Genomic DNA, 16409 nt, shown 5'->3' on the forward strand with positions numbered 1-16409 from the left:
GCGCGAAATCGAGCCTACGTCGAATCCGTCTGACTAACTCGACCAACTTGGTGTAGTTTTAACCGCGGTCGGAGGTCGCATCGGGGTCTACGGAGGAACGAAGGCATCATGAACGTGAACGGGTCAGGACTGGCGACGCTCGCCGCAGTGGCGGTGAGTTGGGTCGCCATCTGGTACCTGCGCAAGCGTCGCCTCAACTTCAGCGTCGTGGCGCTGTTCGCTCTTGTCGTGGGGGTCCCGATCGGTTTGGTCGCGAAGGCGAACGTCGACACGATCGCCCCGATCGGCGAGATCTACCTCAACATCCTGCTTGCGACCGTCGCTCCTCTGATCCTCGTGGCGATCATCTCGTCGATCACCTCGCTCGGCAGCCTGGCGAAGCTGCGCAGCATCGGTCTGCGCTCAATTTTCTGGCTGCTGCTGAGCAACGCCCTCGCCGTCGTGCTCGCAATGGGCCTCGCGCTCGCGTTCCAGCCGGGCAAGGGGATTCATCACCAGCTCGGCGGGCTCTCGACCGACACCGTCCAGGGTCAGGTGCAGAACTTCAGCCAGGTGGTCGTGGGCTTCTTCCCGACCAACGTAATTCAGAACTTCAGTGCGAATGACATCATCCCGATCATCCTGATCGCAGTCGTGCTCTCGGTGGCCTACCTGGCGATCGCCGAGAAGGAGCCCGCGCAGGTTCGGTCGTTCCGCGACGGTGCCGAAGCGCTCAAGCTCGTGATCTTCAAGGTCGTCGGTTACGTGATCCGCGTCACGCCGTACGCGGTCGTCGGGCTCACCGCGCACATGGTCGGCACCAGCACCAACCTCGGGGACGACTTCCAGTCGCTCGTCGGGCTGCTGGCACTCGTCTGGGGCGCGTGCTTCCTGCACACGTATCTCGTCAACGGCGCGATTCTGATGGCGTTCGCGAACGTCCCGGTGATCGCGTTCTTCCGCAAGATCTTCCCGGCGCAGTTGACCGCGTTCAGCACGCAGAGCAGCATCGGCTCGCTGCCGGTGACGACGGCGCGGCTCACCCGCAAGGTCGGCGTCCATTCGGAGATCGCGCACTTCACGGCGCCGCTCGGCGCGACGATCGGGATGCCCGGGTGCGCGGGGATCTGGCCGATCATGATCGCGGTCTGGGGCATCAACGCGTACGGCATCCAGTACTCGGTGAGCGACTACGTCGTCCTCGCGATCCTCGGCATCATCGTCTCGATCGGGACGGCCGGCGTGCCCGGCGCGGCCACGGTGGCGGCCGCCACGGTCCTGTCCGCCGCCAGACTGCCGCTCGAGTTCGTCGCGGCGACGATCCCGATCAGCATCATCGCGGACATGGCCCGCACGACGACCAACGTCACCGCGGCGGCCGTGAGCGCGACCGTGGTCGCGCGGCAGACGGGGCTGCTCAACGACGAGATCTTCGCCGGCCGGGTCCAGTTCTACGACGACGACGAGCTCGCGGAGTCGGAGGTCGTCGGGAACGCGGCGGCGTACGTGCCCGGCGGTTCGTACTACCGCCCGGGGCTTCCGGCCCCGGCGCCTCCCCAGCCGGTCGGCTCGTATCAGGGCGTCCCCGAGGCGACGTGGCCCCAACAGCCCGTCGGCTCGTATCAGGGCGTCCCCGACGCGACGTGGCCCCAACAGCCCGTCGGCCCGTATCAGGGCGTCCCCGACGCGACGTGGCCGCAACAGCCGGCCGGTCCGTATCAGGGCGTTCCTGACGCGACCTGGCCGCAGCCCGTCGGTCCGTACCACCAGGGCGTGCCCGACGCGACATGGCCGCAGCCGGCGAGTCCCGGACCGTACCCGCGCGTCTACTGGGGAGCGAACCAGCTCGCCGTCACCAATGGAAGCGCCGCCGGCACGGCGCCGTCCGGTGCGGAGCCAGCGCCAGACGACGACGCCGCGCCGCTGCCGCCGGCCCCGGTGGGCACGACGACCTCGTAGCGCGTCGTCTGACCGAGTGCCCGCGCCCATTGCAGATCGCATGGGCGCGGTCGGCTGTACCCCGATCGATGAGCAGCGCGGCATGCGCAGCCCCCCTAAACGAGACAACCAGGAGAGAAGACAGTGAAGTCCTTGAACCGTTGGACGCGAGCGGCGAACGCCATCCCCGTTGGCGGTGTCGTGTTGGGCGTGGCCCTGTTCGGGGTGGCTCCCGCTGCGCAGGCCATCACGAACCCGGCCCAGAACCCGGCTCCGATCACCATCACGATCGACGGCCAGACGTACCACGACGGCGAGGACACGCTGCCCGGGTTCGACGACGAGGCCTGCACGGCGATCCCCAACGTGCAGTACGACTTCAGCTCGAACGAGATCCAGTACTACGACAACGACGGCGGGCTGGTCGACACCGCGTCATGGACCGAGTGGTCGCGGATCAGCTCGTACAGAACCTGGCTCGATCAGCAGAACGGCAGCAGAACCCCCACCACGACCACGCCGAGAACGGATACGCCGAGCACCGGCTCGACGACCACGAGCCCGGCTCCGTCGAGCCCCGCCCCGTCGAGCCCGGCTCCGTCCAGCCCCGCCCCGTCGAGCCCGGCTCCGTCAAGTCCCGCCGCCACGAGCAGCCCGGGGACGACCACGAGCTCCGGCTCCAAGAGCAGCGGCTCCGGTTCGAAGAGCAGCGGCTCCGGCTCCAAGAGCAGTGGCTCCGGTTCCAAGCGCAGCGGCTCTGGCTCGAAGACCACGAGCTCCGGCTCCAAGAGCAACAGCTCCGGCACGAAGACGACGAACTCCACGAAGTCCACCTCCACGAACTCGGCCAGCACGAACTCCAGCGCCGGGAACTCCTCCTCCGCACCGTCCACGACGTCGGGCACGACGACGAAGTCCGCCTCGTCGAGTGCCAGCAAGGGCGGCACGTCGACGGCCTCGTCGGGAAAGCACAACGGCGCGACGAATCCCGCCGCCGCGGGGGCGTCGACGGGCGGGGGCGCGTCGGAGGGTGACGCGGGCACGGACGGCTCCGGTGCGGCGGGCGGGGCCTCCGGCGGCGGCGACACGCCGTCGTCCGGTTCTGCCGCCTCCGCGTCGGGCGCGAACACGGAGACCGCGGCGGACTACAAGCTCGCCAGCTCGCCGACGGGCACCGACACCCAGCTCGCCGGTGAGCTGATCCTCGCGGCGCTCGCCGGCCTCGGCGGTCTCGCCTTCCTGTTCGGCTCCGCCAAGCGCTCGTTGGGTCGGCGTGGCGGCGGAGGGACGCCCACGTGACCACCACCTGATCTCACCACCTGCGCAGTCCCCGGCGTCCCCACCGTCCACCACACCAGAGATACGAAAGAGGAAGACCGTGAAGGTCCTCACCCGCTGGAAGCGATCGGCTGCCGTGCTGGCAGCGATCGCTCCGCTTGCCATCGCCGCAACGAACGCCAGCGCGGCGCCGTTGCGCACCGCCGACACCACCGACTACACGACGGCGAGATTCCTGCAGGCCACGCTCGGCCTGCCGGCGAACGACACCGACCCGGCGATCGAGCCGGTCACGTACGACCACTTCCAGTGGCTGCTCGAGCAGCCGGGCAACTTCGCCTTCCTGATCGGCGACCCGGCCGAGGACGCGAGCTTCAAGGACCGCGCCCAGGACGTCGAGGCCGCCGCCAAGGCTGCCGGGGTCGAGGAGGTCTACTGGTTCGATCCGAACCTCTCGGGTAACGCGAGAGTGGGCGACATCACGCAGCCCAACCTCGACATCCGCGACCCCGCGGGCATAACCTCGCTGCCAGAGATCTCCCAGAGAATCTATGGCAACGCGTGGCTGAACTTCGTCGGTCGCTTCCTCGGCAACGGCGTGACGGCGACCGTCCACGACGCCGGTGAAGAGAGCTCGACCGTCACCGCCGTGTTCGACTCGACCACGATCAACGACGCCGGCGCCACCGCCGGCCAGAGCACGGAGGTCGGTGACACCTCCGGCGGCGCGCTCTACGACTACACGAGCGGATCGGCGCCCGCGGACGTCGAGGACAGCTTCTTCTTCATCTACAACAAGGACAACAGAACCGGCGGCGGCCAGCCGTTGAAGATCCGCTCCTGGGTCAACCTGACCGACAAGGCCGACTCGGCCGCGGCGAGAGCGGACGTGACGACGGCGATCGGCAGAGCGGGCGCCGCAAACATTGCGGAGCGCGACCAGTTCGCATGGTGGAAGTCGGAGGTCAACGAGCGGCAGGCCATCCAGGCGCCGAGCGCCGCCCAGGGCGTGAACGTCGCCCCCATCACCGACGCCGCCGACGACGACGGCTGGCGGGTCGAGCAGATCACCTACCCCGAGCTGGTCCATCTGCTGAAGAGCGACGCGAGCAGAGACGCGGTCATCCTCTTCGGCGGCACGTGGTGCCCGAACACGCGGCCAGTGCTCCCCGCGATCAACAGATACGCGCAGCAGAACAACGTCCACGTCTTCAACTTCGACACCGTCCTCGACGGTGGGAACGTCGGCGGCTCCACGACGAGCTCGGTCAACCCGTTCCAGGTGCGCAACACCGCTGCGTACGCACCGAGAGGCGGCACGGCGACGCCGAACGCCAACCCGACCTTCCTGTACGGCGAGCTCTTCGACCGGTACCTCAAAAACGCCGTCACGGAGTACGACGCCTCGAGAGGCGGCTCGCAAGCGGTGACGTACTTCCCGGGCGCCGATCCGGATCCCAGCAGATTGACGTCGACCAGCAAGCTCCAGGTACCGTTCGTGATCGGCTACCGCGCCAGCGCAGGCGACGCTCCCAACGACGGCGTCGTCCGTCAGTGGATCCAGAACAACGGCAACGGCAGATACACCGAGTACATGTCGCAGTGGTGGTTCACCAACCCCCAGCCCAACCAGCTCGGCATCACGCAGATCCCGCTCGGCGCTCCGATCTGGTCCACGATCAACTCCCAGCTGGCGTCGTTCACGTGGCAGACGGATCCGGCGACGGTGTACCCGAACACGGGCACCGACGCCGACGCTGCGCAGTATCTCGTCGACACCGACACGGCGACCGTGACGTACGTCGCCCCCAGCGGGAGCAGACCTGCCTCGGTGAGCGTCACCAGAAGCGGCCCGACCAGCATCAGCCCGGCAGCTCTGTCGGGAGCGCTGGCGGCTCTGGGCGGGTCGGCTCCGGCGAACTACGCCGCAGCGCGGACCGCCTTCATCGCCGCGTCGACGGCTGACCCGCAGGACGCGGCGCTGCTCGCGAACCTGCGTACGGTCGTCGGCGCCTGGGGCAATTCTCAGACGCGCAAGACCAGCCTCACCAACGCCTGGGGCGCCGTCGACGGTGTCTCCGGCGTCGCCGGAGGCCAGGCCGCCGTCCGCGAGCTGGATATCTTCTTCGGTGGTCTGCCGGGCGCCGTTGTCTCAACGCAGACCGTCACCGCCAACTCGGTGACCGTCGGCACCGCGCCGCGGATCGACGTCGCGATCTCGAACCCGTACGGGCGCGTCCCGACCGGCAACGTCTCGCTCGTCGTAAAGCAGGGCGGCGCGACGGTCGCGTCGGCGTCGACCGCGATCGCCAACGGCGCGGTCTCCTACACGCTCCCGGTCCTGGGCGCGGGAACGTACGACTACACGCTCTCGTACGCGGGTGACGATCAGATCATCGCGTTCACCAAGACCGGCTTGCTCACGGTCTCGCCGGCCGCGGACGTCCCGGTTGGTCCCGGCCCGACCCCGCCCGGCCCGACCCCGCCCGGCCCGACCCCGCCCGCCCCGCAGCCGCCGGTCACCAAGCCGCCGGTGAAGGCCGTCAAGAGAGTCAAGGCGAGAAAGCTCGCGGGCGCCGTCGCGAAGGCCCCGACGCGCAAGAAGGCCGGCACCTACAAGGTGACGATCACCGCGCCGAGGGGCGGGGCGAAGGCCACCGGCAAGGTGACGATCAAGCTCAAGAAGGGCAAGGCGACCAAGACGATCAGAGCCACGCTCAAGAAGGGCGCGGTGACCGTCAAGCTGCCGAAGCTCGCCAGAGGCACCTGGAAGGTCACGATCTCGTGGGCGGGTGACGCTCGCTACCTGGCCGCCTCGGCGACCGGGCCGTCGATCAAGGTCAAGTAGTCGCCGAACAGGCAAGGAAGGCGCATCATGTCTGCAACGCAGACGCATGCCCACGCCGACGAGCTCGAGCGGCTGCTCGAGCTCGTCGGCGGGGACCTCGAAGTGCCGCTCGTCGGTGGCGAGTGGGTCCGCTACGCGAACCTCGACATGGCGGCGAGCGCTCCGGCGCTGAGGCAGGTCGCCGACATCGTCGCGGAACTGCTGCCGTACTACGGCAGCGTGCACCGCGGCGCGGGGTTCGCGTCCGTCGTGAGCACAGAGGCGTACATCCGCGCGCGTGAGATCGCGCGCGGGTTCGTCGGAGCGCGCGAGGACGACCTCGTGCTCTTCACCCGCAACACGACCGACGCGTTCAACCTGCTGGCGAGCGCGCTGCCGCCCGGCACGACGGTGCTGACGTTCGCGGGCGAGCACCACGCGAACCTGCTGCCGTGGCGGCGCGGCGACGTGCGCCACCTGCCGATCCCCGCAAGCCCCGCGGACGCGCTCGACGCGCTCGACGCGGCGCTGCGCGGGCTCGGCGCCGGTGACGCGCTCGTCGCGGTGACCGGCGCCTCGAACGTGACGGGCGAGCTGTGGCCGATCCAGGAGATCGCCCAGGTCGCGCATCGTCACGGCGCGCGGGTCGCGCTCGACGCCGCGCAGCTGGCGGCGCACCGTCCGATCGACATCGCCGCCTGGGACGTCGACTACGTCGCCTTCTCCGGCCACAAGGTCTACGCCCCGTACGGCGCCGGCGTCCTCGCCGGGCCGGCGGACTGGCTCGACGCCGCGCCCCCGTACCTCGCGGGCGGCGGCGCCGTGCGCAACGTCACCGTCGACGACGTCGAGTGGACCACCGGCGCGGCGCGCCACGAGGCGGGCACCCCGGCAGCGCTCGGCGCGGTCGCGATCGCGGCCGCCGTCAGCGCCCTGAGCGCGACGGGCTGGGAGCGCATCCAGGCCCACGAGCAGGAGCTGCTCGAACGTCTGCTCACGGGCCTCGACGCGATCGGCGGCGTGCGCACCTACGAGCTGTGGGAGCGCGGTCACGACCGTGTCGGCGTGGTGAGCTTCAACGTCGCCGACGTCGATCCCGCGCTGCTGGCGGCGGCGCTGTCGGCCGAGCACGGCATCGGCGTGCGCGACGGATCCTTCTGCGCGCACCCGCTGATGGAGCACTTCGCCGCACGCGACGGCAGACCCCGGCAGGCCGTCCGCGCGAGCATCGGCGTCGGCACCAGCGCGAGCGACATCGACCGTCTGCTGCGCGCCGTCGAGCGGATCGCACGCGACGGCGCGAGCTGGAGCTACGTCGAGCACAACGGCTACGTCTGCCCCGACCCCGACCCGCGCCCCCGTCCCGCGCTGGGCGGCTTGCTCAGCGGGCCGGTCGCGGGTGGGGGGTCGGCGTGTCGCGGGTAGGTTCGGTGCCGTTCGCGGGCGCAGGCGTGCAGCCCGCGCCGGACGACCACAACGGCGCCACGTTCGGCGAACTTGTTCGTCTGACAACCGCGGCGAGGTAGAACAGCGGGGTGACGACCTCCCCGCAGCAGCTGACGAAGAAGCAGTACGAGAAGGAGCTGGAGCGCCTGCAGACCGAGCTGGTCGGGCTGCAGGACTGGATCGTCGCGGCCGGGTTGAGAGTGGTCGTCCTGTTCGAGGGTCGTGACACCGCGGGCAAGGGCGGCACGATCAAGCGGATCGCGGAGAAGACCAACCCGCGCGTCGTGCGCACGGTCGCGCTCGGCACGCCGACCGAGCGCGAGCGGACGCAGTGGTACTTCCAACGCTACGTCGCGCACCTGCCGGCGGCCGGCGAGATGGTCCTGTTCGACCGCAGCTGGTACAACCGCGCCGGCGTCGAGCGCGTGATGGGCTTCTGCACCGACGACGAGTACACCGACTTCATGCGCGCGGCGCCGCGCTTCGAGCGGCTGCTGATGCGCTCCGGCATCGTGCTGATCAAGTACTGGCTGTCGGTCAGCGACGAGGAGCAGGAGCGCCGCTTCAACGCCCGCATCGGCGATCCGACCAAGCAGTGGAAGCTGAGTCCGATGGACCTCGAGGCGCGGGCGCGCTGGGTCGACTACGCGGAGGCGAAGGACGAGATGTTCGCCTACACCGACACGAAGGAGTCGCCGTGGTTCGTCGTCGAGGCCGACGACAAGCGCACGGCGCGGCTGAACCTGATCAGCCACCTGCTGGAGCAGGTCCCGTACGAGCCCGTCAGACGCGAGGCGATCACATTGCCGCCGCGCCAGCAGCGCGCCTACGTGCGCCCGCCGGCCGACACGCAGACGTTCGTCCCGACCCGCTACGTGGTCAGCTGAACCGACCGGGCCGGCCATTGCGCGTGACCACCACGCGCTCGTGCTGACCTTCGACGCAGTCATCGTTGCGCGCGCGAAACCGTCGTGAGGGGGCGGTGAAACCGGGGGTCCTTAGCTTCTTCTCGGCAGGCTGGATCACCGACCCGGCCGTGAAAGGAGCACACGATGACCTCCGCAGTCCATGCAACCGGCCTGGTCAAGGCCTTCGGCGACCTGCGTGCCGTCGACGAGATCGACCTCGACGTCCGCCAGGGCGAGATCTTCGGCGTCCTCGGGCCCAACGGGGCCGGCAAGACGACGATGCTGAAGATGCTCGCGACGCTGCTCACGATCGACGCGGGCAGAGCCGAGATCTTCGGCGTCGACGTCGCCCGCGAGCCGCACCGCGTGCGGCAGCTGATCGGCGTCACGGGGCAGTACGCCTCGGTCGACGAGAACCTCACCGGGATCGAGAACCTGCGGCTGTTCGGCCGTCTGCAGGGGCTCTCGAAGGGCGCCTCGCGTGAGACCGCCGCCACGCTGCTGAGCCAGTTCGGCCTGCAGGAGGCCGCCGACAAGCCGATCTCGCAGTTCTCCGGCGGCATGCGCCGCCGGCTCGACCTCGCGGCCAGCCTGATCACCCGTCCGCCGCTGATCTTCCTCGACGAGCCGACGACCGGCCTGGACCCGCGCACGCGCGGGCAGATGTGGGACACGATCCGCGGCCTCGTCGCAGACGGCTGCACGGTCCTGCTGACGACGCAGTACCTCGACGAGGCCGACCAGCTGGCCGACCGCATCGCCGTGATCGACCGCGGCCGCAAGGTCGCGCTCGGCACGCCCGACGAGCTGAAGACCTCCGTCGGCGACTCCACCCTGCAGCTGAGACTGGCGGCCGACGCCGATCAGACGCTCGCGATCGAGGTCGTGCGGCGGGTGCTCGGCGAGGAGCCGGCGCTGACGCCGGAGTCGGGCCGCATGAACGTCGCGCTCGACGTCGCCGACCGCGCCGCCGACGTGCTGATCGGCCTGCGCCAGGCCGGCGTCGGGATCGACTCCGTCAGCGTCGCGAAGCCGACGCTCGACGAGGTCTTCCTCGCGCTGACCGGCCACGACACCGGCGAGCACGACGGCGACGACCGCCAGACCAGCTCCGCAGATTCCGACGACTACGCCCTCGAGGTGACCCGATGAGCACGTTCACGCTCGAACCCGACACGCCGGTCGCGCCCGCGGGCGCCGCCGTCGACCCCGCGACCGCGGTCGCCCACGCGCGCCCTCGCAACACGCTGCGCGAGACCGTCCACCAGACGCTCTCGATGGCGGGTCGCGCGCTGAAGAAGATGCGCCGCAACCCGGAGCAGTTCTTCGACGTGACGTTCCAGCCGCTGCTGTTCACGGTCATGTTCGCCTACATCTTCGGCGGCGCGATCTCCGGCGACGTCAAGAGCTACCTGCCGCTGATGATCCCCGGCATCCTCGCCCAGACCGTGCTGACGACCTGCATGGCGACCGGCGTGCAGCTGCGCGAGGACATGGACAAGGGCGTCTTCGACCGCTTCAAGGCGCTCCCGATCGCGCGCATCGCACCGCTCGCCGGTCCGATGGTCGCCGATCTGCTGCGCTACACGATCGCGGCGACGCTCACGTTCGCGACCGGGATGGTGATCGGCTACCGCCCCGACGGCGGCGTGCTCGGCGTGCTCGGCGCGATCGCGCTGGCGATCTTCACCGGCTGGTCGCTGGCGTGGGTCTTCACCTTCATCGGCACGATCGCCCGCAGCGCCCAGAGCGTGCAGGGGATCTCGATGATGATCCTGTTCCCGCTGACGTTCCTCTCCAACGCGTTCGTCCCCGTCGACACGCTGCCGGGCTGGCTGCAGTCGTTCGTCAACGTCAACCCGGTCTCGCACCTCGTCTCGGCGGCGCGCGATCTCGCCAACAACGGCGCCGTCACCGCCGAGGTCGGCTGGACGGTGCTCGCGAGCGTGGTCGTGATCGCGGTCTTCGCGCCGCTGTCGGTGCGCAGCTACAAGCGGCACCTGTAGGGCGCGCGCCCGCCGGCAGGCCGCACGCTCCCGCGGCGGGCGGGGGCTGGATCAGCCTGACAGCCGGTCGAGCAGCGCGCTCGCGTGCTCGACCAGCTGCGGCTGCGTCCAGCCGTCCAGCTCGGCCCGCACCGCCGCGACGGCGCCCGGCGCGCGCGCCTCGGCGTGCGGCTCGATCCGCTCCCACGCCATCGTCGGGACCGTGCGGTTGTAGGCGAACCGCTCCGACAGCACGAGCAGCCGCACGGCGTCGCCGGCCGGCGGTCCCTCGCGCAGCACGCCCCAGGCGCCGAGCGCGAACAGGATCGTCCCGGTCACGGGGTAGTCGAACTCGAGCGGCTCGGCCCGCAGCGCGGCGGCGCCGTGTCTGCGACAGGCCAGCAGCAGCCCGCGCGCGTCGTCCTCGTCGTCCGGCCCGCCGTGGTAGGCGAACGCCGCGAGCGCCGCCGCCTCGCCGAACAGGACCCACGGCTCCAGCCCGTTCAGCGACACGCCGGGGAAGGCGAGCGCGCGCAGCTTCGCGACCGCGGCGAGGTAGCGGGCCAGGCCACGCGCCACTTCGCCGCGCGCGAGCGTCAGCTCGGCGCGGCTGACCTGGACGGTGACCATGCCGCCGAACAGCGTGTCGGCCTCGTCGATCTGCTCGATCAGGTCGATCTCGGCGGCGGCCTCGTCGAGCCGGCCGTCCGCGATCGCGCACAACGCCAGCAGCGCGCGCAGCTGCACGAGGTCGTCCTTGGCGCTGAGCCGCTCCAGCACCGGCAGCGCCGCGCGCGCGTATCCGGCGACCGCGTCGCGGCGGCCCAGCTGCGCGGTCAGCTGCGCCAGCTGGGTGCGCAGGATCGCCGGCAACCATGGACCGTCCTGCGGCCGCGCGAGCGCGAGCGCCTGCTCGGCGGCCGCGGCGGCGCCGTCCTGGTCGCCGAAGTTCTCGCGCACGACGCTGAGCCAGTGGCACGCCATCTGCGCCGTGTGGCGCTCGGGCGAGGCGGCGAGCGCCTCCAGCCGCGGCATCAGCGTCGCCGTCTCGCGCGGGTCGTAGGCGAGCGTCACGCGCACCATCGCGGCGAGCTGCGGATCGTCGGACCCGTCCGCGCCGAGCCGCTCCAGCAGATCCCGCACGGGCGTGGCGTTGTCGTCGAGCGCGATCATCGCGTTGCGCAGCGTCATGCCCATCGCGGCGCGGGCGCAGTCGGCGAGCTCCGCGGGCGGCGTCCAGCCGTCGACCGCCCCGGAGATCGCCTCCGTCAGCACGAGCATGCGAACGTGGTCGCCGCGGATGGACCAGAGCGAGCCGAGCCCGGCGATCAGCTGCACGGCCGCCGCGGGGTCCGGCTCCGCGAGCGCCTCGCGCAGCTCGTCGGCGAGGTTGCCCTCCTCGGCGCCGAGCGTGTCGATCGCGTCGAACTGCTCGGCGCTGAAGACGCGCTCGCCGTGGCGGCGCGCGTAGGCGGCGGCCCATGCGCGCAGCGCCGCGTGCGCCTCGGCGTCCTCGCCCGCGTGCTTCAGCTGCAGGCGCCCGAACTCGCGCACGGTCTCCAGCATCCGGTAGCGCACGCCGCCGGCCGTCTCGCGCACGCTCAGCAGCGACTGGTCGGTGAGGCTCTGGAGCGCGTCGAGCGCGTCGCCGCCGAGCACGTCCGCGGCGGTGTCGAGCGTGAAGCCGTCGTGGAACAGCGCCAGGCGCCGCAGCGCGCGCCGATCGCCGTCGCCGAGCAGGTTCCACGACCAGTCGATCACGGCCAGCAGCGTCTGGTGGCGGTCCGGCGCGCTGCGATCGCCGCCGCGCAGCAGCGCGAAGCGGTCCTCCAGGCGCCGGTCGATCTCCTCGACCGACATCGCACGCACCTTCGCGGCCGCCAGCTCGATCGCGAGCGGGAGCCGGTCGAGGCGCTCGACGATGTTACTCACGAGCGGGTCGTCGAGCTGGACGCCGGGCCGCGCGGCGACGGCGCGGCGGCGGAACAGCTCGACCGCGTCGGCGGGCAGCAGCGCGTCGAGCAGGTAGACGTGCTCGGCGCCGATCGCCAGCGGTGCGCGCGTCGTCGTCAGCACGCGCAGGTCCGGCGTCGTCGCGACGAGGAACGCGACCAGCTCGGCGACCGCCTCGACGATGTGCTCGCAGTTGTCGAGGATCAGCAGGCTCGGGGCGGCGGCGAGGTGCTGCGCGATGCGCGAGCGCACGTCGGCGCGCTGCTGCTGCGTCAGCGCGCGGCGGCCCGTGACGGAGTCGCGCACGCCGAGCGCGGAGCCGACCTCGCCGACGAGGTCCTCCGGCGCCGTCACGCCGACCAGTTCGACGACGTGCACGACCGGCTGCGCGGCGACGCGCGCGAGCACGTGCGCCAGCCGCGTCTTGCCGAGCCCGCCGGGGCCGACGATCGAGACGACGCGCTCGCTGGCCAGCAGCGCGCGCAGCCGCTGCACGTCGTCGTCGCGGCCGAGCAGCGCGGTGGCGTCGAAGCGCACGCCGCTGCGGACCGGGTTGTCGAGCGCGAGCAGGTCGCGCTGGACCTGCTGCAGCTCGTCGCCGGGGTTGGTGCCGAGCTGGTCGCGCAGCGCGCGGCGATGGCGCTCGAACCGCTCCAGCGCGGCGCCCGGTCCGCGCACGGCCGCCTCGCTGCGCAGCAGGTCGGCGAGCAGCGACTCGTCGTCGGGCTGCGCGGCGTGCGCGGCCTCCAGCAGCGGCAGCGCTTCGGTGTGGGCGCCGCCGCGACCGGTGGCGCGCGCGAGCACGAGCCGCGCGGCGGCGACGTCGCGGGCGGCCGCGCGGCGGACGTCGGCGAGCGGGCCGTCCTCGTCGGCGCCGACGGGCGAGAGCGCCTCGCCGAGCGCGATGGCCGCGCGTGCCGACGCGGCCGCGTCGAGCGGGTCGGACGCGCGCGTCGGCGCACTGAGCCGACCGGGCGCGGCTGCCGTGAGCCGGTCGGCCGCGCGTGCCGACGCGTTCGCTCCCAGCGGATCGGACGCGAGCGCGCGCCGGGCATCGGCGACGAGCGCCGCCAGCCGGCCGCTGTCGACCTGCTCGGGCGCGACGCCGAGTCGATACCCCTCGCCGTCGCGCACGATCGCGTCGCCGCCGCACGCCGCGCGCGTGCGGGAGACGACGACCTGCAACGCCTTGGCCGCGTTCGCGGGCGCATCCTCGCCCCAGATCAGCTCGACGAGCCGCTCGTTGCGGATCGGGCGGCCACGCTGCGCGGCGAGCGCGGCGAGCAGCGCCTGGGAGCGATCGCCGACGACCGGCGCCCCCTGCCATCGCACGCCGTCCAGGAGAGTCAGGATGACGGGCACGCGGCCAGTCTAGTGCCGGCCGCGCCCGGGCCAGAGTTTCGCCCGCTTGCGGCCGACGTCTGTTCACCAGCTCGGGAGATGCGCCTCCGGGTAGCGGCTGCCGTAGGAGCCGTGGGGGAGGATCTCGTCGACGCGCTCGAGGTCCGCGCGCGTGAGCGTCACGTCGGCCGCGGCCGCGTTCTCCGCCAGGCGCGTCTCGCTGCGGGTGCCGGGGATCGGCACGACGTCGTCGCCCTGCGCGAGCAGCCAGGCGAGCGCGAGCTGGGTGACGCTGATCCCCTTCTCCTGCGCGAGCGCGCTCAACTGCTCGATCGCCGCGACGTTCTTCTCGTAGTTGCCCGGCTGCCAGCGCTCGTCCCAGCTGCGCATGTCGTCGGCGGGATACTCGCTCGCCGGCTTCACGGCAGAGGTGAGGAAGCCACGGCCGAGCGGCGAGTACGGCACGAAACCGATCCCCAGCTCGCGCACCGCCGGCAGCACCTCCGCCTCGACCGCGCGCTCGAAGATCGAGTACTCCGTCTGCAGCGCGCTGACCGGCTGCACGGCGTGGGCGCGGCGGATCGTCTCGGGGCCGGCCTCGCTGAGGCCGAAGTGGCGGACCTTGCCGGCCTCGATCAGCTCCTTGACGGCGCCGGCGACCTCCTCGATCGGCACGTCCGGGTCGACGCGATGCTGGTAGAGCAGGTCGATGTAGTCGGTGCCGAGGTGTCTGAGGCTGCTGTCTGTGACCTCGCGGATGTGCTCGGGGCGGCTGTCGAAGCTCTCGCCCAGCGGCGCGCCGCTGGTGAGGTCGAAGCCGAACTTCGTCGCGATCACGACCTCGTCGCGGAACTCCTTGACGGCGCGGCCGAGCAGCTGCTCGTTGGAGCCGGTGCCCATGCCGTACAGCTCCGCCGTGTCGAAGAACGTGATCCCGAGCTCGTGCGCGCGCCGAATCGTCGCGACGCTGCGCTCGTCGTCGTTGTCGCTGCCGTAGGCCATCGTCATGCCCATCGTGCCGAGGCCGAGGGCGGAGACCGTCAGGCCCTGCTGTCCAAGTCTGCGCTGCTGCATCGCGGTCGTGCTCCCAAGGAGTAAGTAACTAGATAGTTCGCATTCAAGCAGCCCTGCCGCCCGTATGCAACTAACTGGTTACTTCCCTGGTACGCTGCCGCGATGGCACGCGACTCCGCCGCCACCCGCGCACGCATCCTCGACGCCGCGATCGACGAGTTCTCCGAGCACGGCCTCGCGGGTGCCCGGATCGACCGGATCGCCGCCGCGTCGGGTGCCAACAAGCGCTCGATCTACGTCTACTACGAGAGCAAGGAGCTGCTCTTCCGGGCGGTGATGCAGCGAGCGATCGCCGAGACGGTGGAGGCGGTCCCGCTGACGGTCGACGACCTGCCCGGCTACGCCGGCCGCCTCTTCGACCACATCCTCGCGCACCCGAAGGCGTTCCGGCTGGAGTTGTGGCTGAAGCTCGAGCGCCCCGCGGTCGGCGCCGACGAGGCCGCCGCAGCCTACGCCGAGAAGCTCGCGACGATGACGGACGCCGGCGGCACCGCCGCGAACGGGATCGCCGCGGCCGACCTGCTGATGCTCGTGATCGGTCTCACGCGCGGCTGGTTCCTCGCCTCCGACGCGCTGCTCGCGGCGGCCGGCGACGACGACGGCGAGGCGTCACCGGAGCGCGTCGCGGCTCATCGCGCCGCGCTGGTCGAAGCGGCGCGCCGGATCAGCGCGCCGCTCGTGTGACGCCGGCACGCACATGGAGGCGTGCCGCCATGTCACGTTCGCTCGCCGCGCTCTGCGGCCCGCGCGCTGCCCTTGACCTGCTTCGTCGCGCCCACGCCGATCGCGATCAGGCCGGCGCCGAGCCACCACGGCCCTGCGTCCATCGACAGCGCGATCACGCCGACGATCGAGATCCAGGGCGTGACCATCGCGACGAAGTCGCCGATCGGCGGGACGCGCGCCTCGCCGCCCTGCGCGACGATGCCGAGCGCGCGGACGCGCTGCGGGTACCAGAGCGTGAACTGCGCGGCGACGATCATCGGGAACGTCTGGATGATCCAGCCGGTCCAGATGTTGTTGGAGTCGTCCAGCACGAGGTCGCCGTAGAAGCCCGACGCCGCCTCGATCAGGAACGCGATCGCCCACGCCCACGTGATCAGGTAGTTGGTGCGCAGGAAGACGGGGTTCTTCCACAGCTCTCTCGGCGCCGACTCCTTCGCGTACGCGAGCGTGAACGGCTGGCGCACGAGGATCGAGCCGACCGCGATCACGACGAGCGCGATGTTGGCGACCTCGCCCGACCAGCGCTCCAGCCACGCGTGCGTGTCGTCGGAGGCGACCGCGACGAAGATCGCCAGCCCGCCGAAGAAGATCACGTCGGAGTACTCGAGCAGCTTCGGTCTGCTGCCGCGCAGCACGCCGAGCATCAGGAACACGAGCGCGATCCCGAGCGCGACCGCGGCCGACTCCTCCAGCCGCCCCTCGCCCTCGACCAAGCTGTACACGATCCACGGCGCGAGGCCGATCAGCGGGTTCGCGAGCACGACGTCGAGCATTCTCGTCAGCGCGTTCTCGCCGCCGCGATGGGCGTGCCAGCCCCCGCTCGTCGGCGCGACTTCGGGTTGGTCTCTCGTGACTGTGCTCATGGCTCCTGGGGTGGTCGCGCCGCGGTGCGGTGTTTCGGCTCGGCGCTTCCTTCATCGGCAGCGGCCGCCGGGCGCTTGAGCCGCGGGTCCG

11 protein-coding genes are annotated in these 16409 nt (G+C 71.3%); 8 read left to right on the top strand and 3 right to left on the bottom strand.

Translation table 11 applies throughout. From position 1 onward, the window contains the following. Positions 1-108 precede the first annotated feature (108 nt). The 7 genes from Q7L65_RS14510 (at position 109) to Q7L65_RS14540 (ending at position 10382) form a co-directional block, all read left to right on the top strand. Positions 109-1938: a dicarboxylate/amino acid:cation symporter gene (locus Q7L65_RS14510; RefSeq protein ID WP_304722176.1), complete on the top strand. Its 1830-nt coding sequence runs from the start codon at positions 109-111 to the stop codon at positions 1936-1938. A 189-nt stretch (positions 1939-2127) separates the two neighbouring features. Next, entirely contained in the window at positions 2128-3216 is a 1089-nt protein-coding gene (locus Q7L65_RS14515) for a hypothetical protein (RefSeq protein WP_304722177.1), read from the top strand. Between the two features lie 79 nt (positions 3217-3295). Continuing rightward, the gene (locus Q7L65_RS14520; protein ID WP_304722179.1) at positions 3296-6043 is read left to right on the top strand and encodes an Ig-like domain-containing protein; all 2748 of its coding nucleotides are present in this window, start codon (positions 3296-3298) and stop codon (positions 6041-6043) included. Positions 6044-6070: 27 nt separating this feature from the next. Continuing rightward, positions 6071-7447 (top strand): aminotransferase class V-fold PLP-dependent enzyme, encoded by a 1377-nt coding sequence (locus Q7L65_RS14525; protein WP_304722180.1) that lies wholly within the window; start codon positions 6071-6073, stop codon positions 7445-7447. A 110-nt stretch (positions 7448-7557) separates the two neighbouring features. Continuing rightward, positions 7558-8355 (top strand): polyphosphate kinase 2, encoded by a 798-nt coding sequence (gene ppk2, locus Q7L65_RS14530; protein WP_304722182.1) that lies wholly within the window; start codon positions 7558-7560, stop codon positions 8353-8355. 165 nt (positions 8356-8520) lie between these two features. After that, positions 8521-9528 carry an ATP-binding cassette domain-containing protein gene (locus tag Q7L65_RS14535; RefSeq protein ID WP_304722183.1) on the top strand — a complete coding sequence of 336 codons (1008 nt, stop codon included), beginning with the start codon at positions 8521-8523 and terminating at the stop codon, positions 9526-9528. Then, positions 9525-10382, top strand: coding sequence for an ABC transporter permease (locus Q7L65_RS14540; RefSeq protein WP_304722184.1), 858 nt, complete (start codon positions 9525-9527; stop codon positions 10380-10382). Before Q7L65_RS14535 ends, Q7L65_RS14540 begins: the two co-directional genes overlap by 4 nt. Positions 10383-10433: 51 nt before the next feature. Here Q7L65_RS14540 and Q7L65_RS14545 read toward each other — a convergent pair whose 3' ends face one another. Both Q7L65_RS14545 and Q7L65_RS14550 read right to left on the bottom strand, forming a co-directional pair. Beyond that, positions 10434-13676, bottom strand: coding sequence for a BTAD domain-containing putative transcriptional regulator (locus tag Q7L65_RS14545; RefSeq protein ID WP_304722185.1), 3243 nt, complete (start codon positions 13674-13676; stop codon positions 10434-10436). 63 nt (positions 13677-13739) lie between these two features. Continuing rightward, on the bottom strand, positions 13740-14729 hold the full coding sequence (locus Q7L65_RS14550; protein WP_304722186.1) for an aldo/keto reductase: 990 nt from the start codon (positions 14727-14729) through the stop codon (positions 13740-13742). A 102-nt stretch (positions 14730-14831) separates the two neighbouring features. Here Q7L65_RS14550 and Q7L65_RS14555 point away from each other — a divergent pair, with 102 nt between their 5' ends. After that, on the top strand, positions 14832-15413 hold the full coding sequence (locus Q7L65_RS14555) for a TetR family transcriptional regulator (protein WP_304722187.1): 582 nt from the start codon (positions 14832-14834) through the stop codon (positions 15411-15413). 32 nt (positions 15414-15445) lie between these two features. Here Q7L65_RS14555 and Q7L65_RS14560 read toward each other — a convergent pair whose 3' ends face one another. Further along, positions 15446-16318 (bottom strand): hypothetical protein, encoded by an 873-nt coding sequence (locus Q7L65_RS14560; protein ID WP_304722188.1) that lies wholly within the window; start codon positions 16316-16318, stop codon positions 15446-15448. Positions 16319-16409 lie beyond the last annotated feature (91 nt).

The organism is Conexibacter sp. CPCC 206217 (assembly GCF_030646165.1).
In the GTDB taxonomy this organism is placed as follows: domain Bacteria; phylum Actinomycetota; class Thermoleophilia; order Solirubrobacterales; family Solirubrobacteraceae; genus Conexibacter.